This is a genomic window from Vitreimonas sp., assembly GCF_035627415.1.
Lineage (GTDB): Bacteria > Pseudomonadota > Alphaproteobacteria > Caulobacterales > Aquidulcibacteraceae > Vitreimonas.
Genome location: NZ_DASPLU010000038.1, coordinates 56751 through 78302, shown reverse-complemented (window position 1 = coordinate 78302; position 21552 = coordinate 56751). Strand labels below are relative to the sequence as shown.

Below are 21552 nucleotides of genomic sequence, written 5' to 3'. Positions count from 1 at the left end.
CGAGACAGCGAATCGTTAGGTGCGCGCACCGCTTCCACCGTCATCCTGGGGCTCGGCATAGCCGAGAGCCCAGGATCCAGAAGATCATAGAGCGCGACTGTCGCCCTTGGATCCTGGGCTCGCGCTGCGCGCGCCCCAGGATGACGGCGGAAGGAACGAGTGCGCTAACTCACGCCGTGCTCACGAAACCACGTCAACGCACGCGCCCAACCGTCGGCCGCCGCTTCGGCGTTGTAGCTCTCGCGATAATCGGCGTGAAAGCCGTGCTGCACGCCGGGATAGACGATGATCTCCGAGCCCGTCGGATTGTCCGCCGCCGAAAGCGCCGCGCGCATGTTCTCTACGCTCTCGAGCGGAATGCCACGATCGTTCTCCGCATAGAGCCCGAGCACCGGCGCGTGGATCGCCGCGGCGATGTCATACGGCCACGGCCGCTCCTCCTCCGCGCCCCAACTCCCCGCCGCCGGCCGCACCAAGCGTCCATACCAGGCGACGCCGGCCTTGATGTCCGGCGACAGCGCAGCCGCCATCCACACGACCGTGCCGCCCCAGCAGAAACCGGTGATGCCGATTGCATCGCGTTTCACGAAACGCTGCGCCTTCAGCCAATCGATCGCGCCTTGCGTGTCGCCCATCACTTGCTCGTGGTTCGCGGTGGCGACGATCGTGCGGATCTGCGCGAAGTCCGTCAGCGGCGCGGGATCGCCGGCGCGGTCAAAATAATCGGGCGCGAGCGCGACAAAACCTTCGCGCGCGAAGCGGCGGCAAACATCCTTGATGTACTCGTGGATGCCGAAAATCTCATTGACGACGATGACCGTGCCGCGCCGCCCCTGCCCCGCCGGCCGCGCCAGATAAGCCGGCAGCCGATAGCCGCCGGCGCCGGTGACGTGCACGTCCTCTGTGATCAGCTCGTCGCTCGGCGTCGTTACCGGACTCGCGCACGAGGAGAGCGCGGCGCTGGCGTAGCCGGCGAAGAACAACGACGCCGCCAGCGTGCGGCGGGTCGGCGGAAAATTGCCTTCGGGTCCATCGAGCCGCATTCGTTCGTCTCCTTTTGCAGAGCGCCTGCCGCGCCTCCCCTTGCGCCTCATCTGGGACAGAGGCAGGCTCCGCGCCAGTCAAATCTCGGGGGAGTGACGACATGCGATCCATCGGACTTGCGGCCTTCGCCGCCGCGACAGCCTTTGCTGCGCCCGCCGCCGCCGCCAGCCTGCCTTTCGATCCGGAATTGGCGACCCACGCTTGGCTCGCGACGCTGGGCCCGGAAGCCACCGCGCGCTCCAACGCCTATTTTGAAGGCGGCTACATCATCGACTTCGTCAGCACCGCGATTTCGATCGCGGTAGCGGCGCTGATCCTGTTGCTCGGCTGGGCCCGCGGCGTTCGCAGCTGGCTCGAAAAGACCGTGAAGTGGTTTCCGCTGGTGGCGCTCGGCGTCGGCTTCTTCGTCAACCTCGTCTCGACCGTCATCACCTTCCCGTTCACTTACTATGTCGGCTTCGTCCGCCAGCATCGCTACGATCTCTCGACGCAGACCTTCCCCGAATGGTTCGGCGAGCAAATGATCGGCGTCGGCATAGGTCTCGTGATCGGCTCGATCTTCATCGCCATCATCTACATGATCATTCGCGCGGCGCGGAACACGTGGTGGATTTGGGGTTCGGCCGTCACCATCGCCTTCGCCGCGGTGATGAGCATGCTCTTTCCGATCTACATCGCGCCGCTGTTCAACGAATCGGTGCCGATGGAGCAAAGCGAGCTGCGCGACGACATCATCGCCATGGCGCAAGCCAACGGCGTGCCGGCGGACAATGTCTACGTCTACGACCGCTCGCGCCAGACCAACAGCATCAGCGCCAACGTCTCCGGTTTCGGCCCGACGACGCGCATCTCACTGGCCGACACGCTGCTGGAACGCGCCAGTCCTGAAGCAACGCGCGCGGTGATGGCGCACGAGATCGGCCATTACGTGCTGGGGCACATGTATTCGGGCCTGATCATGAGCGCGATGCTGATCCTGTTCAGCTTCGCCTTCGTACACTTCACCTTCCGCGCCTTCGCCAAGAACGAGCGCTGGGGCATCCGCGATATCTCCGATCCCGCCGGCCTGCCGCTGATCCTGGTGCTGCTCTCGGTCGTCGGCCTCATCACCGCGCCGCTGCAGCGCAACTTGATCTATTTCAACGAGCAGCAGGCCGACATGTTCGGCCTCAACGCCGCGCGCGAGCCCGATGGTTTCGCCGAAGCTGCAGTGCTGCTCAGCGAATATCGCAAGATGCAGCCGAGCCAGTTGGAGGAATGGTTCTTCTACGACCACCCGTCGGGCTGGAATCGCGTCCACAACGCGATGGTCTGGAAAGCCCACGAAATCGCCGCCGGCCGTCTCCCGCCCTCCCCCGGCGGCCCGCCCGAAGGCTGGGTCCCAGATTTCGTGCGCGATCGGCAAGCGCAAAGCGAAACGCCGGATGCTACGCCGGCGTCGGAGGCGGCTGATGCTTCGGTGCAATGATCGTCATTGACACAAGCGTCGTCATCGCTGGCATTCGCAGCCCCACGGGCGCATCCGCCAAAGTGCTGGAAATGGTTGTGAGCGGCAGGCTCGAAGCTGCCGCCTCAACCGCGCTTGGCTTGGAGTACGAAGCGGTCGCCACGCGAGCGGAACATCTGGCTGCAGCCGGTCTAAGCCGCGCGGAGGCGCTCATTATTCTCGATGCGCTGACCGCAATGATGAAGGACACGCCGATCCGCTGGCAATTGCGCCCACTTTCATCCGATCCCAACGACGATCTAGTGCTGGAGGCTGCATTCAATGCGGGGGCGCATCTGATCGTCACCAACAATCCGAGAGACTTTGAACGGTCGAGCCCAGCTTTGGGCATTAGGACGATCGCGCCGCACGTGATACTTTCGGAAATGGAGCGCTAGAATGTCGAAGCCTTCAACCATTGATCTGCCCGCCGATTTGGCCGCGGAAGCGGCCGAGGCAGCTCGCGCGGCAGGCGAAGACCTCTCCACCTTCGTCGCACGCGCCGTGGCGTTCGAGCTTGAGCGGGAACGGACGGACAGGTTCTTCGCTGAACGTCGCCAGCGCGCCGATGTCGCCAAAGCGCTCGAGTTGCTGCGCCGAAGCGGCGGCCAGCTTCCAGAGCCCGGCGACGAACTCCCTCCCGGCTACAAGCCGGCCCGCTAACTCGGAACCGTCACCCGCCGCAGCGTCAGATTAAGCCGCCCGCCCTTCGGCAGCAGCCGCGACGTGCCCGGCAGAATCCGATCGACGCCGTGATAGGCGCGCCGCGCCGCGCCGGCGAGCAAGCACACATCGCCCGACGCCAGCCGCACGCTGCGCGTGGGATCAGAACGCAACGCGCCGCCGATGCGGAAGATCGCCGTGTCGCCGAGCGAGATCGACAGCACCGGCGCATCCCACGCCGCCTCGTCGCTGTCGACGTGCAGCCCCATGCGCGCATCGCCTTCGTAGAGGTTGACGAGGCACGCTTCCGGATCGGCGCCGTAGCCGGAAAGCTCGCGCCACAAATCCAGCACAAGCGGCGGCATCGCCGGCCACGGCATGCCCGTCTCGGGATGGAAATCCTGGTAGCGGTAGCCCTGCTCCTTATCCGTCACCCAGCCCAGCGGTCCGAAATTGGTCATCCGCACCCGCATCGGCTGGCCCGATTTCGGCATGCGCGGAATGTAGAGCGGCCCCGCCCGCATGCGCGCGAACACCTCGTCGCGCAACGCTTCTTGCGCGGCGCGGTCGAGCAGTCCCGGCCAGAGCCGGAAGCCGTCGAGGTCTGTGCCTGAACGGGTCATCTGCGAAGCGCTATCCGGGCATTCGGTTTCTTTTTTGTTCCGGCTGGAAACTTGAGCCGGATCAAGCGCATGCGGCGACGACGGAATTTCCTTGCCTGGATTGCGGATACTACCGTCCAAAAGCCTTGCACCATCTAGGCGATACACCACATGAACCCGGAACGAACGCGGCTTGGAGCTGGGACGGGGCGCCAGGCCGTACAATCGCTTGGATGAAACAGGACGCGGGCACTTCGCGGACGCCAGTCTATGGGTCCAGAGACGAAACCGCGCCGCTGAAGAAGGAACGAGGATAGAATTATGGGCAAAGTGATTGGCATCGACCTTGGCACGACCAATTCGTGCGTCGCCGTCATGGAAGGCGGCAATCCCAAGGTCATCGTCAACGCCGAAGGCTCGAACACGACGCCCTCTGTGGTCGCCTTCACCGAAAGCGGCGAGCGCCTGATCGGCATCCAGGCCGCGCGCCAAGCGATCACCAACCCACAGCACACCTATTACGCCGTGAAGCGCCTCATCGGCCGCTCGTTCGACGATCCCATCACCAAGAAGGACATGGACATCGTCCCGTACAAGATCGTCAAAGGTCCGAACGGCGACGCCTGGATCGAAGGCCGCGACAAGAAGTACGCGCCGTCCGAAATCTCCGCCTTCGTGCTGCAGAAGATGAAGCAGACGGCCGAAGACTATCTCGGCGAGCCGGTCACGCAGGCCGTCATCACCGTTCCGGCGTACTTCAACGACGCCCAGCGCCAAGCCACCAAGGACGCCGGCAAGATCGCCGGCCTCGAAGTGCTGCGCATCATCAACGAGCCGACCGCGGCCGCGCTCGCCTACGGCCTCGACAAGGAAGGCGCGAACAAGACAATCGCCGTCTATGACTTGGGCGGCGGCACCTTCGACGTCTCGATCCTCGAAATCGGCGACGGCGTGTTCGAAGTGCGCTCCACCAACGGCGACACCTTCCTCGGCGGCGAAGACTTCGACGTCCGCATCCTCAACTACCTGGCCGACGAGTTCAAAAAACAGAACGGCGTCGATCTGCGCCAGGACAAGCTCGCGCTGCAGCGGCTCAAGGAAGTGGCCGAGCAAGCCAAGAAAGAGCTCTCCTCGCGCACCGAGTTCGATGTCTCCGTGCCGTTCATCAGCATGGACGCGAACCGAAATCCGCTTCACCTCAACATGAAGCTGACGCGCGCCAAGTTCGAAAGCCTGGTCGAAGACCTGGTCCAGCGCACGCTCGGGCCCTGCAAGGCCGCGCTCAAGGACGCCGGCCTCTCCGCCAATGACATCAAGGAAGTCGTCCTGGTCGGCGGCATGACGCGCATGCCGAAAATCCAGCAGGTGGTGAAGGAATTCTTCGGCCGCGATCCGCACAAGGGGGTCAACCCGGATGAAGTCGTCGCCGTCGGCGCCGCGATCCAGGCCGGCGTGCTGCAGGGCGACGTAAAGAACGTCGTGCTTTTGGACGTGACGCCGCTCTCGCTCGGCATCGAGACGCTCGGCGGCGTGTTCACGCGCCTGATCGAACGCAACACCACGATCCCGACCAAGAAGAGCCAGATCTTCTCGACCGCGGAAGACAACCAGAACGCCGTCACCATCCGCGTCTTCCAGGGCGAGCGCGAAATGGCCGCGGACAACCGCCCGCTCGGCCAGTTCGACCTGGTCGGCATCCCCCCTGCCCCACGCGGCCTGCCGCAGATCGAAGTCACCTTCGACATCGACGCCAACGGCATCGTCTCGGTTGGCGCCAAGGACAAGGCGACCAACAAAGAGCAGTCGATGCGCATCCAGCCTTCGGGCGGCCTCAGCGACAGCGACATCCAGCGCATGGTCAAGGAAGCCGAAGAGCACGCCGGCGAAGACAAATCGCGCCGCGAGCTGGCGGAAGCCAAGAACCAGGGCGAAGCTCTGGCGCACGCGACCGAAAAGCAGCTCGCCGAAAACGGCGACAAGATCCCGCCGGGCGACAAGCAGGCGATCGAGCAAGCCATCGCCGCGCTGAAGACAGCGCTCGAAGGCAACGACACGGCCGACATCGCCGCGAAGACGCAAGCGCTCGTGCAAGCGTCGATGAAGATCGGCGAAGCCCTCTATGGCGGCGCAGGCGGCGGCGGTGACGCCGGCGGCGACGCGGGCGCAGGGCCCGACCAGGAAGGTGTCGTCGACGCCGACTTCGAAGAAGTCGACGGCAAGAAAAGCGCTTAAGCCAACACGTCATCGAGGTCGGGCGATGCGGCAGCGCTTTATCCAAACTGACATCGGGCGGCTTTCCTCCTTGTGGGGAGGCCGCCCCTTTCTCATCTCGGTGACACGATGAGCACCGGGCGCGATTATTACGAAGTCCTTGGCGTGCCGCGCGACGCGGACGCCGCGACGATCAAGTCCGCGTTCCGTAAGCTCGCGATGAAGCTGCACCCGGATCAAAACCCGGGCTGCAAAGTCTCCGAAGAGAAGTTCAAGGAAATCGGCGAAGCGTACTCGGTGCTTTCTGATCCGCAGAAGCGCGCCGCCTATGACCGCTACGGCAAAGCTGGCGTCGGCGGCGGCGCAGGCGGCGGTCCCGGCTTCGGCCCCGGCTCGGCCGGCTATGCCGACTTCTCCGACCTCTTCAACGAGATCTTCGGCGGCGGCTTCGAGGACATGTTCGCCGGCGGGCGCGCCCGCACCGGCCCGCAGCGCGGCGCCGATCTGCGCTACGATGTCGAGATCACGCTCGAACAGGCCTTCAAAGGCAGCGAGCGCGAGATCGTCGTGCCGCGCGCGCAAGTCTGCGAGCCGTGCAGCGGCTCAGGCTCGGAAGGCAATGCTCCGCTCGAGACGTGCCGCACCTGCGGCGGCGCCGGCCAGATCCGCGCCCAGCAAGGCATGTTCCGCATGGTGCGCACCTGCCCCGCCTGTCAGGGCCGCGGCCAGTCGATCAAGACGCCGTGCAAGAGCTGCGGCGGGCGCGGCACGGTGCAGAAGGAGCGCACGCTCTCGGTCAAGATTCCCGCCGGCGTCGAGGACGGCACCCGCATCCGCTTGGCCGGCGAAGGCGACGCCGGCGCCCGCGGCGGCCCGCCCGGCGATCTCTATCTCTTCCTCTCGGTCAAGCCCCACCCGCTGTTCGAACGCGACGGCCCCGACCTCTACTGCCGCGCGCCGACGCCGATGTGCAAAGCAGCGCTCGGCGGCGAAATCGAAATCCCCACCATCGACGGCGACCGCACCAAGGTGACGATCCCCGCCGGCGCGCAAACCGGCCGCCGCTTCCGCATCAAGGGCAAGGGCATGACGCACCTGCGCGCCAAGGACCGCGGCGACCTCCACGTCGAGCTCCTGGTGGAAACGCCGGTGAACCTCACCGCCAAACAGCGCAAGCTGCTCGAAGAATTCTCGAAAGAGTGCTGCGAAGAAGCCCACCCGCAAACGCAAAACTTCTTCGCCAGCGTCAAGAAATTCTTCGAAGGCGCCAGCGAAGGCCCGACGCGCTAAAGCCGGAAAGGTTGGACCGCGGCCTTCAGGCCCGCCGCCACTCGTCGAAACAACGTTGCGTAATCTCGCTGCTCTGACGTCCTTACGTGAGGCTGACGGGCGCAAATGCGCGGCCATCGGCCCGCAGATCAAAGCGCGCGGGGGAGCGGGATGAGCAACATCACACACGGCCTTCTGTTCTTGCCCGCCTTGAGCAGAGGCGCCGATACAGCTTTGCTCGCGCTCCGCGTCGTCGTCGGAGGCTTTTTGATCTGGGGCGTCTGGGACAACGTTCAGAGCGCGGACCGGATGGCCGAGTTCGCGGGTTTCTTGGCGCAACATGGCTTTGCCATGCCGGAGCTGATGGCACCGCTGTCGGTGTGGGCGCAACTCCTCTGCGGCCTGGCCTTCGTGCTTGGCCTTTTCACCCGCTGGGCGGGCGTGGTGTGCGCGTTCAATTTCATCGTGGCTTTGATCATGGTGGATGCGGCGCTGGGCGTGCGCGGCGCGTTTCCCGCCACGATGCTGGTGCTCGTTGGATTTTGCCTTGCCACCCTGGGCGCAGGCTCGTTCTCGGTCGACGCGGCGCTGACGCGGGCGCCCTCCAAATAGCCGCGAGGAACGCTGCGCGCCGCGCCGCTCTCGCACCCACGCCCCGCCCGCGCTAAGCTCCCGCACGTCGTCACCGGGGGAACGCATGCGCTCCGTCATCGCCGCCGTCGCGTTGCTCGCCGCCGCCTGCGCAAGCGCGCCGGCGCCCGCGTCACCGCCAGCGCCGCCCGCACCGCGCATAGAACGCCTCCAATCCGAAGACGGCGCGCCGCTCGAAGCGCACGTTTTCGATCCCGGACCCAGCGCCAACCCGCGCGCGGCGATCATCGTCTTCCACGGCGGCGGCTGGGCCTATGGCGACCCGACCTGGGCTTATCCGCGCGCGCGCCGCTACGCCGAGCGCGGCATGGTCGCCATCGCCGCGCAGTACAGGCTCTCGGACCAGGCCAACATCACGCCGCTCGAAGCCATGGGCGATGCGCGCGCGCAAATCCGCTGGGCGCGCGCGAACGCCGCACGCCTCAACATCGATCCCGCGCGCATCGCCGTCTACGGCTGGTCCGCCGGCGGTCAGCTCGCCGTCACCGCCGCCGAGCTGGGCGACGCCGCCGCTCGCCCCGACGCGCTGATCCTGCTCTCGCCCTCGCTCGCCCCCGAAGCTGACGGCTGGTTTGCGCGCCTGCTCGGCGCGCGCGGCGCAGCCGAAGACTCCTCGCCGCTGCGCCTCGTCCGCCCCGGCATGCCGCCGACGCTGATCCTGCAAGGCGACGTCGACACCGAAACGCCGCTCGGCCACGCGCAGGCGTTCTGCGCGGCGATGCTGGCGGCGCAAAACGTGTGCGAACTCGAAATCTACGAAGGCTACGGCCATCTCTTCACGCCCGCCGGCCAGGACGATCGCGGCCAACCCAGTCCCGATCCCGCCACCGCCGCCGCAGCCGCCAACCGCGCCGACCGCTTCCTCCGCGAACACGGCTTTCTGAATTAGCGCGCGCCTACTCGCACTCAGGTCCGCTCTTCGCCGGGAACGGACTATCGCCTTGCAGTGGGGATCAGCCGTTCCTTGGCCAAGGTCACTGCCCATTCGACTACTTCAAGCGGAATGTCCCCGCGATAGGCCGTGAACGTCATTTGATCGGTCTGGTCGGAGTAGAAGACCTCCAAAACATCAGGTTCGTCCTGGGTATCGGTGACTTCCAGATACATTCCATCACGCTGCACATCGCTGCCGACGACGCATTGGTACTCTTGCCCTCGACATGAGAATGGCATGGCTCGCTCCAACGACCTGAGGCCATGTTAGCACGACGTCGAACGTCGGCTTAGGGCCAAGCACGGATGTTCGCCAACATCGTCATTCCGGCAGATTCCGGTTCGCGCTTCGCGCGTCCGGAATGACGAGAAACGCAATGCAACCCGCCGCGTCCACCGCCTCAGACACGCGCACGCGTCAATCCGACAGCCACACCGTGCGAAACTCCGCGCCGGTCCAATAGATGAGGCCCTCGGACGCTTCTCTGCTCCCGAAGCTGATGCCGTCGTGTCGGGTCGCTACGGTTTCGCGCCGGTCGTCGAAAGGAAAGGTCTCGTAAACGCCGGCCGGTCGCGTGCCCAGAAAATCTCCGACGCGCTCGCGCGGCCCCTCGCGCACGACGATCGGCGCCTCCGGCGCTGCGCCGCGGCGAACCACCAGCCGAAAGCGCTCAGCATCGACTTCGAGCGCAGCCGTGTCGCGCAGCCCGTCGCCGTCAAAATCGCCTTCTGTCCGCAGCGTCGTTTCCGCGTGCACGGCGGTCGACGACACGAGAACCGCCAACGCCGCTCCGATCGAAATCAGCCGCATGCCGCGCGCTCCATTGCGTCGCCGCCATCGTAAGCGGTCAGACGGCGCATTCAATCGCTACCGCTCGCGCTAAGCCCGGTGAAGCACTAAGCGCGAGGCGGGATGAATGGGAGGATAGAGCCGACCGCTATCCTCCTATTCTCTGGCTAGGCGCGCGGGCCGTTAGCTCGCGTTTTGCGCCTGTCTTTCAACGGCTAAGGCCAGTGCGGACCTAAACGCCCGCGCTTTTCTTGACCGAATCAATCCGACCGCGCCCAAACACCCGTAGAATGTCTCTCGTCCGCACACGGGAGATTTCGAAGACGTCCGAAACTTTGGAATGTGCGGACAGCGGCCGGCGCGGCAGGCGTCGCTTCGATGGAGGAGCCTTTGTGACCTTTGTGCCAAGCTTCGTGCCTTCGTGTTCAAACACAAAGACACAAAGACCATCACGAAGGACACGAGGACTGACTTCATCGTTGAGAAAGTCCGCGGACGTGGATTGTCGAGAAGGCCTTCGCAGAAGGTACGACGCTTTCCAGGTTCGTTGGGCGAAAGCGAACGACGCGTGCACTGCCTTCGGGGCGTGAAACCGAAGGGTCCAGCGGCATCGGAGCTGCTGACGCGCTGAACCGGCTCGTGGCCATAAGGAGCCAAGGCCCCTGCATGCTTTCCATGCTGGTGCGCCAACAACTCCTGGTCGCCAATCCGGGACAAACGGCCGACGAACGGGGCGCGTTCGACGCGCGCGCCGTCTGGCGACAGGCGGCGCACCCTAGGCTCTAATCCGGCGCGTCCGACGCGCCCCGTCTCCCTCTTCAGGGATCGGTTATCGCGTCTCGGTTTTCGGGACTCGGGACGAGGGACTAGAGAACAGCGGCGCTCACACTGCGCGCGCTGACGATGCCGCGCATCCCTAGTCCCTAGTCCCTAGTCCCGAGTCCCGAACCCGCCCTTGCCGCCGCACCCACAAACCTCCATGGAGTCCACATGACCCTCTCCATCGCCATCGCCGGCGCGGCGGGCCGTATGGGCCGGGCGCTGATCCGCGCCGCCAGCGGCGATCCGCGCTTCACCGTCGTCGGCGGCACCGAACGCCGCGAGGGCCAGTTCCTCGGCACGGATCTGGGCGCGCTCGCCGGCATCGCCCCGCTCTTCATGACCACGAGCGACGCGGCCGATCACGCCGCCGACAAGGCCGACGTCTGGATCGATTTCACCACGCCCGAAGCCACCGTCGCCGCGCTTGAGGCGCTGACGCACACCACCGCGCGCGCCGCCATCGTCGGCACTACGGGCCTCAGCGCCGAGCAGGAGCACCGCGTCGCCGCGCACGCCCAGCGCATCGCCATCGTCCGCTCCGGCAATTTCAGCCTCGGCGTCAACCTGCTCGCCGCTCTGGTCGAGCAAGCGGCGCAGAAGCTCGGCCCCGAATGGGACATCGAAATCGCCGAAGCGCACCATCGCCGCAAAGTCGACGCGCCGTCCGGCACCGCCCTCCTCCTCGGCGAAGCCGCCGCGCACGGCCGCGGCAAGCGGCTGAGCGACCTCAAGCTCGCGCCTTACGACGGCGCCGCCGGTCCGCGCCCGGAGGGCCCGATCGGCTTTTCCGTCATCCGCGGCGGCGGCATCGTCGGCGCGCACGACGCGCGCTTCATCGCCGAACGCGAAATGCTGACGCTCTCGCACCAGGCCTTCGACCGCGCGGTGTTTGCCGACGGCGCGCTGGCCGCCGCCTTGTGGGCCGCCGACAAACCTCCCGGCCTCTACTCGATGCGGGATGTGCTGGGGCTTTGAATGCTGTGCGCGGTCACGCCGCGTCGCCTTCGACAAGCTCAGGCTGACGCTACCACTGACGCGAACGATGGAATTGGCGTCACGCTGAGCCTGTCGAAGCGCGACGCCACGCACCGGCCTCTAGGTCCCCCGCTTCGCCTTATGCAGCGCAGCATCGAGAGCCGCCGCGAAGCTGTCGCATTCCTTCGGCGAGAGAAACGCGCCGATCCGCATCTGCCCATCGCCCGCGCGGATCAGCACGCCGCGCCCATCGCGCGTCACCTTCGCCCAGATCGGATTGAGCACCCAATGCGTCGTCACGCCCTCGTTGTTCACCGCCGCGACATGCACCGCGCCCGGCGCGACCTGCACATATTCCGCGACTTGTCCGGCGCGATAATTCCAGCGGAACGCAAACCACAGCGCCAGCACGTCGAGGCCCAAGAATCCCGCCACCGGATAGGCGCCGCGCGCGATGAAAATGATCGACATGATCGCGTTGAGCGTGATCACCGCGACCAGCATCACCTTGAACGCCTTCATGCTCCAGCTGCGGTAAGGACGCAGCTCGGCGTCGAAGAAGAGCGGCTTGCCGTCGAGCGGCGGCGGGCCGGGCGAGCGTTCCCAGTGCGGGATCATGCGCCTAAGCTAGCGCAAACCGCACATCCGCCAAGGACCGCCGGCTGATGGCCAAGCGCCTGACCAGAGCCAAGGCCGAAGCGCTCTACGCGCGCCTCGCCGAACTGCGCCCGGAGCCGCGCACCGAACTCGAATACGCCAACCCCTACACCCTCCTCGTCGCCGTCGTCCTCTCGGCGCAGGCGACCGACAAGGGCGTCAACCGCGCCACCGGCCCGCTCTTCCAGCTCGCCGACACGCCGGAGAAAATGCTCGCGCTCGGCGAAGAAAAGCTGGCCGATCACATCAAGACGATCGGCCTCTGGCGCAACAAGGCCAAGAACGTTATCGCGCTCAGCCGAGCGCTGGTTGATCAGCACAATGGCGAAGTGCCGCGCGAACGAGAAGCTTTGGAAGCGCTGCCCGGCGTCGGCCGTAAGACCGCGAACGTGGTGCTGATGGAGATCTTCGGCGAGGGCACGATCGCGGTCGACACCCACGTTTTCCGCGTCGCCAATCGCACCGGCCTCGCCGATGGCAAAACACCGCTGGAGGTCGAAGCGCAACTGATGCGCATTACGCCGCCACACTACCTGCACGGCGCGCATCACTGGCTGATCCTGCACGGCCGTTACACCTGCTTGGCGCGCCGGCCAGAATGCCCGCGCTGCGTGATCGCCGATATCTGCCTCTACACGCCCAAGACGCGCGCGATCGCGCCGGCGAAAACGTCCGCGCCCTCGGGCGCGAAGTCGAGAAAGAGGTAAGGCTCGATGGCCTCGATCTCGATCACCCGCCAAGCGCCGTCGTCGCCCAGCACCAGGTCGATGCGCACATACAGCAAATCGCCCGGGGCACGGGCGCGCGCCGCTTCCGCAGCTTCCATCGCCGCCGCCGGCGGCGCTTCAACGACGAACCGCGTCTCGCCCGGAATGTTCGCGCGCCAGTCGCCGCCCTTCGGCACCTTGCGCACTGCGTGCGAGTATACGCCGCCGAACCAGAACAGCGAGCGCTCCCCTTCCGTCTCGATCGCGCGCAGAAACGGCTGGATCATCGCCGCCCCCTGCGGCCCGGCAATCAGATCGGCTTCGCTCCACGCATTGCGTTTGAGCCGCACCGTCTCCACCGAACCGGCGCCAATCTGCGGCTTCACCACGATCTCGGACGCATCCAGCGCGTCGAACGCCTGCGCCACCGTGCGCGCGTCCGCCCGCTCGACCCATACCGTCTCGATGGCCGCCGCGCCCAAATCCTTCAGATACGTCTTGCGCGAATTCCAGCGCACGACGGCGGGCGGATTGAACACGCGCACGCCGGCGCGCTCATGCGCCTCCAAAGTTTCGATGAAGTGTTGGGGGCGCAGATGATAGTCCCAGCACGAGCGGATCACGGCCGCGTCAAAGCCTGCGAGATTCTCGTCCCAGTACTTCACCTCGAACGCCATGCCGCGTTTGGCGCCGGCGGCGGCGATCAGCTCACGACTTTTCTCTTCGAGCGGATGAACCTCGCCCGGCGCAAATGGCGCGCCGGCGAAACTGCGCCCGGTCAGATACGCAACGCGCGCCATCACGACCGCCGCGCCGACGCCTCCGCCGCGCATTGCTCGACGCTGGGCGACGGCTCGCCCGACTGTCGCGCGCTCGGATGCACTTCCGCCAGGCGCATCTCGCCCCGCGCATCGGCCGAGAACAGCAACAACAGCGCGCAGGAGTCGAGGCGATACGTCCAGGCAGCGCCGGCGCCTTCACTACGCACGATGTCCGCCGCGCCGATCGCGCGCTCCACTTCCGCTTGGCTCGGCGCATCGGCGCGCCCGGCCGACGCGAAGAGCTGCGCCGCCAGCGACGAATACGAGGGCGCCGCGGCGTCGGCGCCCGTTTGCGTCGGCGGCGCGGAAGACGGCGCCGCGGTCGCGCAGGCGGCAAGGAGCGCCAATGCGGCGAGTGCTGTGAGGAATCGCATGACGCCAAGATGCCGCTCAAACGCCGCAGCGGCAATGCTTGCCAGCCGGCAGGGGCCACGCTTTAAGCGCCTTTTCTCCAGGATCTGCGCATGACCTCTTCGAGCTACGACGTCGTCGCCGTCGGCAACGCCATCGTCGACCTTCTTCAAGCCGTGCCGGACGCGTTCCTGGCGGAGGAAAATATCGCCCGCGGCGCCATGACCCTGATCGACGAAGCCCGCGCCGATCACCTCACAGCGCGGATGCCCGAGGCCGTCGTCGCCGCCGGCGGCTCCGCCGCCAACACCATGACCGGCGTCGCCAGCTTCGGCGGCAAGGCCGGCTATATCGGCAAGGTCGCCGACGATTCGCTCGGCGCCCGCTTCACCACCGAATTCCGCGCCGCCGGCGTCGCCTTCGACACGCCCGCGCGCTCGGCGCCTCCGGGCACCGCCCGCTGCCTCATCGCCGTGTCCGATGACGGCCAGCGCTCCATGAACACCTATCTCGGCGCCTCCACCCTGCTCGGACCGGAGGACATTGACACCGACCTGATCAAGGCCGGCGAGACGCTCTTCCTCGAGGGCTATCTGTTCGATCGTGACGAAGCGAAGGCCGCGTTCGTGCGCGCCGCCGAAATCGCGCGCAGCGCCGGGCGCAAAGTGGCGTTGACACTCTCGGACAAATTCTGCGTCGACCGCCACCGCGACAGCTTCCGCCATCTCGTCGCCGGCCACGTCGATATCCTGTTCTCGAACGAAAGCGAGATTCTTTCGCTCTACGAACAGGACGATCTCGGCGCCGCGCTCGAAGCCGCGCGCAAGGCGTGCCCAACCGTGATCGTCACCCGCTCGGAAATCGGCTCCCTCATCGCCACGCGCGAGGAGACGGTCACTGTCAACGCGTCTCCCGTCGCCAAGGTAGTCGACACTACCGGCGCCGGGGACCAGTACGCCGCCGGCTTCCTGTTCGGCTTCGCCCGCGGCCGCCCCCTCCCAGAGTGCGGCGCCCTCGCCTCACTCGCGGCGGCCGAAGTCATCTCGCACATGGGCCCGCGCCCCGAACAAAACTTGCGCGCGCTGGCGCTGACCAACGGGTTCCGAGTCTAAAGGATGAAGCGCGAGAGATCGGTGTTCTTGGCGAGATCGCCGACATTCTTGCGCACGTATTCGGAATCGATGCGAACGCTCTCGCCGCCGCGATCCGGCGCCGAAAAGCTGATCTCGTCGAGCAGTCGCTCCATCACCGTCTGCAGCCGCCGCGCGCCGATGTTCTCGACCGCCGCGTTCACATCCGCCGCAATGCCGGCGATGGCCTCGATCGCGTCCTCCGTGAAGTCGAGCGTCACGCCCTCGGTCTGCATCAGCGCCTTGTACTGGGTGACGAGGCTCGCCTCCGGCTCGGTCAAAATGCGGCGGAAGTCCTCGCGCGTCAGCGCCTTCAGCTCGACGCGGATCGGCAAGCGACCCTGCAGCTCCGGCAGCAGGTCCGAAGGCTTGGCGACATGAAAAGCGCCCGACGCGACGAACAGGATGTGGTCCGTCTTCACCGGCCCGTGCTTGGTGTTGACGATCGTGCCTTCGATCAGCGGCAACAGATCGCGTTGCACGCCTTCGCGGCTGACATCGCCGCCGCCCACGCGTTCGGAACGCGAGGCGATCTTGTCGATCTCGTCGAGGAATACGATGCCGTCCTCGGCGGTGAGCGTCAGCGCTTCTTTGACCAGGTTTTCCTGATCGATGAGCTTGTCGCCTTCTTCGCGCACCAGCGGCTCGTAGGCCTCGTCGACCGTCATGCGGACCCGCTTGGTGCGGCGGCCGAACGCCTTGCCGAAGATCTCGCCGATATTGACGACGCCGACATTGGGCTGGCCGGGAATGTCGAGCCCGCCGAGCGGCGAAGCCGTGTCTTCAACATCGATCTCGACGGCGGAGCCGCCAAGTTCGCTGTTGCGCAGCCGACGGCGAAAAGACTCGCGCGTGGCTTGGCTCGCGCCCTGCCCCACCAGCGCATCGAGCACGCGCTCCTCAGCGGCGGCCTCGGCCCGCGCCCGCACTTCGCGGCGGCGCTTTTCGCGCGCCATGTTGAGCGCGACCTCGACGAGATCGCGCACGATCTGTTCGACATCGCGGCCGACATAGCCGACTTCGGTGAACTTGGTCGCTTCCACCTTCAGAAACGGCGCGCCCGCGAGCCGGGCGAGCCGGCGCGCGATCTCGGTCTTGCCGACGCCAGTGGGGCCGATCATCAGGATGTTCTTCGGCGTCACCTCTTCGCGCAATTCGTCCGGCAGCTGCTTGCGCCGCCAGCGGTTGCGCAGGGCGATGGCGACGGCGCGCTTGGCGTCGTCCTGGCCGACAATGTAGCGATCGAGTTCGGAGACGATTTCGCGGGGCGAGAAAGTGGTCATCGCGCCCTCACTTAGTGGCGCAGCCCGTCCGCGTGAAGTGCGGCGGGTGTGCGCTTCAGGCTGCGGCCGGCGCTTCTGGCGGGAAAATCCGCGCCCAGGCGCCGTTCGGCTTCACCCAGGCGAGCAACGCACGGCGCACGGCGTGCCAGCCGGCCCCCAGGATCAGAACGAACGCGCCCAGCACGGTCAGCGTCGACGCAGCCAAGGCGCCGGCGCCGAGACCGACCGAGTTCATCAGAATGCCGATCGCCACGCCCGTCGTCAGCAAGGCCGACACGATCAACACACGCCGATTGATCAAGAGAGAAACAAGCCCCAGCGCAACGACGACCAGCAGAGTCGCAGCGGCCTGCAGCACTGCATCGCCCTGCACGCCGGCGGCGAGCAAACCGCCGCTGGGCGAGAGCGCCTCCAAACTGTCGCCGCCGAAGGCTTGGCCAATCAGGCCAAAAGCGCCATTGAGCAGGAAGGGCGCGGCGGCGAAATGCAGCCAGAAGCCATTGTCCGAGAAGCGCGTGTTCCGCTCCGGATCGCGTGCATCGAAGCCGACGCCGGCGGCGAACAGCAACAGGCCCAATCCAAGGTACAAAGCCGGCAACAGCGCCAGCGTCTGTTCCGCATTCCAGATCAGCGCCGCCACCACGACGAAAGCGGCGAACCCCCCGCCGGCGAGCCCGAGCGAAAACGGCAATCTGAAACGAGCGTAGAAAGCAAGCGGCGCAACGATGCCAAAGGCGGCGGAGATCAGAATGCCGTTGCGCAGTTCGGGCGGAATCGAACTCCAGTTCGGTTGGGTTTCGAACTCGCGTCCGAGCAAGACGCCGGCATAGATCAGAGCCGCGGCGATGATGGCGAAGATGGTGAGCGAACAGACAATCGCGATTGCCGGCAGGAACAGCCGGCGGCGGCGCGCGAACAGTTCGCCGAGCACCCACATCACCACGGCCGCCCCGGCGCAGAGCACGCCGGCGAGCGAAGTCCCGGAGCGGACGTCGCCGGCATCGGCCGCGAACGTGCCGATGCCGATCGCCAGGCCGATCGCGAACAGCGCGATGCCGATGGCGAGAAACACATCGTGGAAGTTGCGGATGAAACGGAGGTCTTCTTCGCCACCCGGCGCGGCGCGTACACCTGCGGCGCGGGAGGAAAGGAAATCGTGGAGAGGCCCGACTTGCTCGGGGTTGATCACGCCGGCGGCCGCAGCCGCCTCCAACGCGCCACGATCAGCCATCCAGTTTCTCCACCGTCAGATTGCCGTTGGTGTAGACGCAAATGTCGGCGGCGATCGCCATGGACTGGAGCGCGATCGTCTCGGCATCGTCAAGATGATCGTAGAGCGCGCGGGCGGCGGCAAGGGCAAAATTACCGCCGGAGCCGACAGCGACGACTTTGTGTTCCGGATCGAGCACATCCCCTGCCCCGGTGATCAGAAACGTCTCCTTCGCGTCCGCAACAATGAGCATGGCGTCCAGCCGGCGCAGCGCGCGATCGGTGCGCCAATCCTTAGCGAGTTCGACGCAGGCGCGGGCGAGCTGGCTCGGGAAGCGCTCCAGCTTCTGCTCCAAGCGCTCGAACAGCGCGAACGCGTCCGCCGTCGCGCCGGCGAAACCGACGATCACGCCGCCGCCGGCGAGCCGGCGCACCTTGCGCGCGTTGCCTTTGAGAATGGTCGGACCGGCCGACACCTGGCCGTCGCCGGCGATCACGACTTTTCCGTTCTTGCGCACGCACAGAATGGTGGTGCCGTGCCAGGTTTGCTGCTCGCTCATCCGCTTGATGTGGCGGAGCCTGCCCAGCGGATCAAGCCGCGTCTTCGGCCATCACGTCGTCGCCGGATTGGCGCCGAAGCAGCTCAGCGAACTCGGTCGCGGACACGGCCGCGCCGAACAGGAAGCCCTGCACCCAATGGCAGCCGCGCGCCGCCATGAACTGCATTTCCTCGCGCCGCTCCACGCCCTCGGCGACGACTTCGAGCTCCAGCGTGCGCGCCAGCGCCAGGATCATCTCGACGATGGCGCCGGCCTGCGCATCGCCGCGCTCTATCGCCCGGATGAAGGTCTGGTCGATCTTGATCACGTCAAATGGCAATTTCGACAGCGCCGCCAAGCTCGAATGACCGCAGCCGAAATCGTCGATCGCCAGGCGCACGCCCGCTTCGCGCAGCGGCTGGATCACCTGCAGCGCGCGGTCGGGGTCCTCGAGCGCGACAGTTTCGGTAATCTCGAGTTCCAGCTGCCCCGGCGCCAAGCCCGAGTGCTGCACCACGCGCAGCACGTTCTCGGCGAAACGATCGCTTCGGAACTGCAGCGCCGACACGTTGACCGCGACCTTGGCCGGCTGGCCGGCGCGCGCCCAAGCCGCCGCCTTCCAGCACGCCTCGCGCATGATGGCGTCCGAGAGCGGCCCGATGAGGCCCGTCTCCTCCGCCACAGGGATGAATCGGCCTGGGCTGATGATGGTGCGGTCCGGCCGAATCCAGCGCGCGAGCGCTTCGCAGGCTTCGATGCGGCCGGTGGCGACGTTGATCTTGGGCTGGAAATAAGCGCGGAACTCATTGCGTTCGAGCGCGCCGCGCATTTCGCGCTCCAAGGTCAGGCGCGCCACCGCTTCGCGGTCGAGCGACTGAGTGTAGATCTTCACCTTCGCCGTCGCCCCCTGCGCGGCGGCCAGCGCCATGCGCGCATGCCGGATCACGGCGTCGGCGTCGCGCCCGTCGCGGGGCGCCATCGCCACGCCGCAGCAAGCGCCCAGCATCAGCTTGTGGCCGCGCCAATCGAACGGCTGGTTCAGCGCCGCATTCATGTGCTGCGCGAAGCGAGCCGCTTCCGTTTGCGTGAGGCCGGGCGCGAACACCGCGAACTCCGTCACGCCGAGCCGCGCCGGCGTCGCGGCGCCCTCGCCCTGGCCGCGCCGGATGATGCGGTCTACGGTCCGCACCGACGATACGAACCGGTCGGCCACCACCCGAAGGAAGTCGCGCGCGGCGTCCGGATCGAGCGTCTGCATCAGCTTCGACAGCCGCTGCAGCTCGAACACGAGCACAGCGGCGGCGGCGCCCTCCCGCGGCTGCAGCATGAAATAACCCAGCTCGCGGGTGAAGCGCTCCTGGTTTGGCAGCCGCGTGGCGGGATCCACGAAGGCGATCTCCTGGATCTGCCGCATCGACGCATCCAGCCGCGAGGTCATGTTGTTGAACGCTGCGGCGAGCGTCTCGAACTCGTCTCCGGTGTGCAGATCGAGCGCCTCGGCGCGCCCCTGCTCGCCGACGCGTTCGGCGTAGCGCGCCAGCGCGTCAAGCGGGGCGATCGCGCGCCGCACCATGCCGCCCGTGAGTGGAACCGCGGCGAGAGTCAGGCAGGCGAGAATGAGCAGAAACGGCGACAACGCCGCCAGAACGTTGAAGCTGTACGCGCCCGGCTCCCACATCCGCGCGACGGCGCCGGTCACCTGCCCTTCGCGCACAATCGGGGCGGCCACCGCGAGCGCGCCGTCTTCTGCGCGGAGCGTCAGCGTCGTGCGCGCCGCCATGGCGCGATCGGTCAGCGCCGCCATCAGCGCCGTGTCGCGCGCGCCGCCGCCAGCCTGCCCCAACACCGCGCCGGCGCTGTCGCGCACATAGATGCTGCGCACTTCCTCACGCTGGGCCGCCCCATCGATCATGCGCGGCACGATGCGGCTGTTGCCGCGGGCCAGCACCTCACCCATGCGCGAGGCGAGATGCTCGGTGAGGTCGCGCGCGATCGCGAACTCCTGCCGCTGCCCTTCGCGATGCGCGCCGACCAGCACGATCGCCGCCGACAGCACCGAAGTGACTGCCACGAGCAGCGTCGTGAACAACACCGCGCGGGCAGCCAGCCCGCGTGGGCGGCGCGCATTCGCAAGGTTGAGCGGCGATGCCATCGAAACTCCCGCGCACGAGCGCGCGCGTACAAGTTCCATGGGAATGGTTAGTAGCCGCTGAAAACAGCTGATTTTCCGGTAAATCCGGCGTTGACGAAGCTTACTGTTCGGTTTCGCGCACGCGTTTGACGAACACGTAGAAGGCCCCCGCCCCGCCGTGTGAGCGGTGCGCCGGCGCAAAGCCGCTGACGACGCCGCGCAGCTCCGCCGCCGCGAGCCATTCCGGCAGCCGCCGCTTCAGCACGCCTTCGCCGCCGCGGCCGACGCCGGTGACGATGATCACCGCCGCGTCGCCGCGGTTTTGCGCGCGGCGGAGAAAGCGGATCACCGCGCTCCTGGCGCCGTCTTGGGTGTGGCCGTGAAGATCGAGCGTTGCGCCGATCTCGAGCTTGCCGCGGCGGACGCGCTTTTCGTTGGCGCGGTTCTGCGGCGGCGCGGTTTTCGCTGGAACCCGGTTCGGCTTCGGCGCCGCGACGGTTCGAGCAGCGGCTTTGACAATGGTCTTCGTCTCGCCCGGATCGATATCGTCGACGGGCGGCGGGCGGCGCGTTCTCACTCCGGCGGCGACGCGCCGCCAGAGTTTCTTTTCCTCGCTGGTGAGATCGCGCTTGCTTTTGCTCACGCTTCCTGGACGCGCGCCAGCAGCCAATTCGGATCGGACGAACGCACATTGCGCTCGAATGTCCAACGCTCACGCGCATCGCGCACGCCATGTGCGCCTTCAGCGAGCTCGGCTTCGAACTTGACCGTGACGCGGGCGATGTCGCTCTGCAGCGCCGCGTCGACGATCTCCGCCGACTTCAGCCGCACCAGCTCGGGGCCAGCGCCGCCGGTTTGCTCGCGTTGGCTGATCGCAGCCGCGTAAGATTCGTAGACGCGCGGCGTGAGCAGGCCGCGCAGCGCCTCGCGATCGCCCTTGGCGAAGGCGTTGACGATGAGCTCGTAAGCCGCGCGCGAGCCGGTGACGAAATGCTCGACGTCGAAATTCGGATCGGCGCGCACGATCGCCATCAGGCCCTCGCCAGCGGGGCCGCCAGGCGCCTGCGCCGGCATGCGCGGCGCGCCGGGGAGATCGCGCGGCAATTCGCCTTGTGCGGGCGCGGGCTGCGGCGGCCGATCGGCGCCGGTGCGCTTGCCCAGCGTGGTATAAAGCCGGAACAGCACGAAGCCGGCCACGAACGCCAGCACGACAAGTTCGATCAGGCTCTGGTCCAAAAGACGAAACTCCAGGGGCCGCATTCGCTGCGCCCAGATTTA

23 protein-coding genes are annotated in these 21552 nt (G+C 66.7%); 10 read left to right on the top strand and 13 right to left on the bottom strand.

The features are described 5' to 3' along the window. Positions 1-164 precede the first annotated feature (164 nt). A complete protein-coding gene (locus VEA80_RS19100) occupies positions 165-1043 on the bottom strand; it encodes a dienelactone hydrolase family protein (RefSeq protein ID WP_325062387.1) in 879 nt (292 codons plus the stop codon). A 101-nt stretch (positions 1044-1144) separates the two neighbouring features. Between VEA80_RS19100 and VEA80_RS19095 the strand changes: the two genes are divergently transcribed. The 3 genes from VEA80_RS19095 to VEA80_RS19085 are packed head-to-tail and all read left to right on the top strand — an operon-like array spanning position 1145 to position 3193. Next, on the top strand, positions 1145-2512 hold the full coding sequence (locus tag VEA80_RS19095; protein WP_325062386.1) for a M48 family metallopeptidase: 1368 nt from the start codon (positions 1145-1147) through the stop codon (positions 2510-2512). Beyond that, positions 2509-2928 (top strand): PIN domain-containing protein, encoded by a 420-nt coding sequence (locus tag VEA80_RS19090; protein WP_325062385.1) that lies wholly within the window; start codon positions 2509-2511, stop codon positions 2926-2928. Before VEA80_RS19095 ends, VEA80_RS19090 begins: the two co-directional genes overlap by 4 nt. 1 nt (position 2929) lies before the next feature. After that, a complete protein-coding gene (locus VEA80_RS19085) occupies positions 2930-3193 on the top strand; it encodes a hypothetical protein (protein WP_325062384.1) in 264 nt (87 codons plus the stop codon). On the opposite strand, the gene VEA80_RS19080 is transcribed toward VEA80_RS19085, so the two are convergent. Beyond that, the gene (locus tag VEA80_RS19080) at positions 3190-3816 is read right to left on the bottom strand and encodes an alpha-ketoglutarate-dependent dioxygenase AlkB (protein WP_325062383.1); all 627 of its coding nucleotides are present in this window, start codon (positions 3814-3816) and stop codon (positions 3190-3192) included. The two genes, VEA80_RS19085 and VEA80_RS19080, sit on opposite strands and share 4 nt — an antisense overlap. A 300-nt stretch (positions 3817-4116) precedes the next feature. Here VEA80_RS19080 and dnaK point away from each other — a divergent pair, with 300 nt between their 5' ends. From dnaK to VEA80_RS19060, 4 genes are all read left to right on the top strand, one after another. Beyond that, positions 4117-6027 (top strand): molecular chaperone DnaK, encoded by a 1911-nt coding sequence (gene dnaK, locus VEA80_RS19075; RefSeq protein ID WP_325062382.1) that lies wholly within the window; start codon positions 4117-4119, stop codon positions 6025-6027. A gap of 108 nt (positions 6028-6135) precedes the next feature. Then, the gene (dnaJ, locus tag VEA80_RS19070) at positions 6136-7296 is read left to right on the top strand and encodes a molecular chaperone DnaJ (protein ID WP_325062381.1); all 1161 of its coding nucleotides are present in this window, start codon (positions 6136-6138) and stop codon (positions 7294-7296) included. Between the two features lie 213 nt (positions 7297-7509). After that, positions 7510-7887, top strand: a complete 378-nt coding sequence (locus VEA80_RS19065) for a DoxX family protein (protein ID WP_325062380.1) — start codon at positions 7510-7512, stop codon at positions 7885-7887. 85 nt (positions 7888-7972) lie between these two features. Then, positions 7973-8815, top strand: a complete 843-nt coding sequence (locus VEA80_RS19060) for an alpha/beta hydrolase (RefSeq protein ID WP_325062379.1) — start codon at positions 7973-7975, stop codon at positions 8813-8815. A gap of 44 nt (positions 8816-8859) precedes the next feature. Here VEA80_RS19060 and VEA80_RS19055 read toward each other — a convergent pair whose 3' ends face one another. Together VEA80_RS19055 and VEA80_RS19050 are read right to left on the bottom strand one after the other, a co-directional pair. Then, positions 8860-9033, bottom strand: a complete 174-nt coding sequence (locus VEA80_RS19055; RefSeq protein WP_325062378.1) for a hypothetical protein — start codon at positions 9031-9033, stop codon at positions 8860-8862. Between the two features lie 244 nt (positions 9034-9277). Then, positions 9278-9670 carry a hypothetical protein gene (locus VEA80_RS19050; protein ID WP_325062377.1) on the bottom strand — a complete coding sequence of 131 codons (393 nt, stop codon included), beginning with the start codon at positions 9668-9670 and terminating at the stop codon, positions 9278-9280. Positions 9671-10639: 969 nt separating this feature from the next. On the opposite strand from VEA80_RS19050, the gene dapB reads away from it, so the two are divergent. Beyond that, positions 10640-11446 (top strand): 4-hydroxy-tetrahydrodipicolinate reductase, encoded by an 807-nt coding sequence (gene dapB / locus VEA80_RS19045; protein ID WP_325062376.1) that lies wholly within the window; start codon positions 10640-10642, stop codon positions 11444-11446. 120 nt (positions 11447-11566) lie between these two features. Here the strand turns inward: dapB and VEA80_RS19040 are convergent, their stop codons facing one another. Beyond that, entirely contained in the window at positions 11567-12064 is a 498-nt protein-coding gene (locus tag VEA80_RS19040; RefSeq protein ID WP_325062375.1) for a DUF2244 domain-containing protein, read from the bottom strand. 47 nt (positions 12065-12111) lie between these two features. Between VEA80_RS19040 and nth the strand changes: the two genes are divergently transcribed. Further along, complete coding sequence (gene nth, locus VEA80_RS19035) at positions 12112-12810, top strand: endonuclease III (protein WP_325062374.1); 699 nt, start codon at positions 12112-12114, stop codon at positions 12808-12810. Here the strand turns inward: nth and VEA80_RS19030 are convergent. Together VEA80_RS19030 and VEA80_RS19025 are read right to left on the bottom strand one after the other, a co-directional pair. Next, positions 12735-13610, bottom strand: coding sequence for a hypothetical protein (locus tag VEA80_RS19030; protein ID WP_325062373.1), 876 nt, complete (start codon positions 13608-13610; stop codon positions 12735-12737). The genes nth and VEA80_RS19030 overlap by 76 nt on opposite strands. Continuing rightward, positions 13610-14005, bottom strand: coding sequence for a hypothetical protein (locus VEA80_RS19025; RefSeq protein ID WP_325062372.1), 396 nt, complete (start codon positions 14003-14005; stop codon positions 13610-13612). The genes VEA80_RS19030 and VEA80_RS19025 overlap by 1 nt, the downstream gene beginning before the upstream one ends. Positions 14006-14095: 90 nt before the next feature. On the opposite strand from VEA80_RS19025, the gene VEA80_RS19020 reads away from it, so the two are divergent. Beyond that, positions 14096-15094 carry an adenosine kinase gene (locus VEA80_RS19020; protein WP_325062371.1) on the top strand — a complete coding sequence of 333 codons (999 nt, stop codon included), beginning with the start codon at positions 14096-14098 and terminating at the stop codon, positions 15092-15094. On the opposite strand, the gene hslU is transcribed toward VEA80_RS19020, so the two are convergent. From hslU to VEA80_RS18990, 6 genes are all read right to left on the bottom strand, one after another. Beyond that, entirely contained in the window at positions 15091-16395 is a 1305-nt protein-coding gene (gene hslU / locus VEA80_RS19015; RefSeq protein WP_325062370.1) for an ATP-dependent protease ATPase subunit HslU, read from the bottom strand. The genes VEA80_RS19020 and hslU overlap by 4 nt on opposite strands. Before the next feature lie 55 nt (positions 16396-16450). Next, positions 16451-17626: a hypothetical protein gene (locus VEA80_RS19010; protein WP_325062369.1), complete on the bottom strand. Its 1176-nt coding sequence runs from the start codon at positions 17624-17626 to the stop codon at positions 16451-16453. Beyond that, a complete protein-coding gene (hslV, locus tag VEA80_RS19005; protein ID WP_325062368.1) occupies positions 17619-18164 on the bottom strand; it encodes an ATP-dependent protease subunit HslV in 546 nt (181 codons plus the stop codon). Before hslV ends, VEA80_RS19010 begins: the two co-directional genes overlap by 8 nt. Before the next feature lie 31 nt (positions 18165-18195). Beyond that, positions 18196-20295: a putative bifunctional diguanylate cyclase/phosphodiesterase gene (locus VEA80_RS19000; protein WP_325062367.1), complete on the bottom strand. Its 2100-nt coding sequence runs from the start codon at positions 20293-20295 to the stop codon at positions 18196-18198. A 100-nt stretch (positions 20296-20395) separates the two neighbouring features. After that, positions 20396-20917, bottom strand: coding sequence for a Smr/MutS family protein (locus tag VEA80_RS18995; RefSeq protein WP_325062366.1), 522 nt, complete (start codon positions 20915-20917; stop codon positions 20396-20398). Beyond that, complete coding sequence (locus tag VEA80_RS18990) at positions 20914-21534, bottom strand: Tim44/TimA family putative adaptor protein (protein WP_325062365.1); 621 nt, start codon at positions 21532-21534, stop codon at positions 20914-20916. The genes VEA80_RS18995 and VEA80_RS18990 overlap by 4 nt, the downstream gene beginning before the upstream one ends. Positions 21535-21552 lie beyond the last annotated feature (18 nt).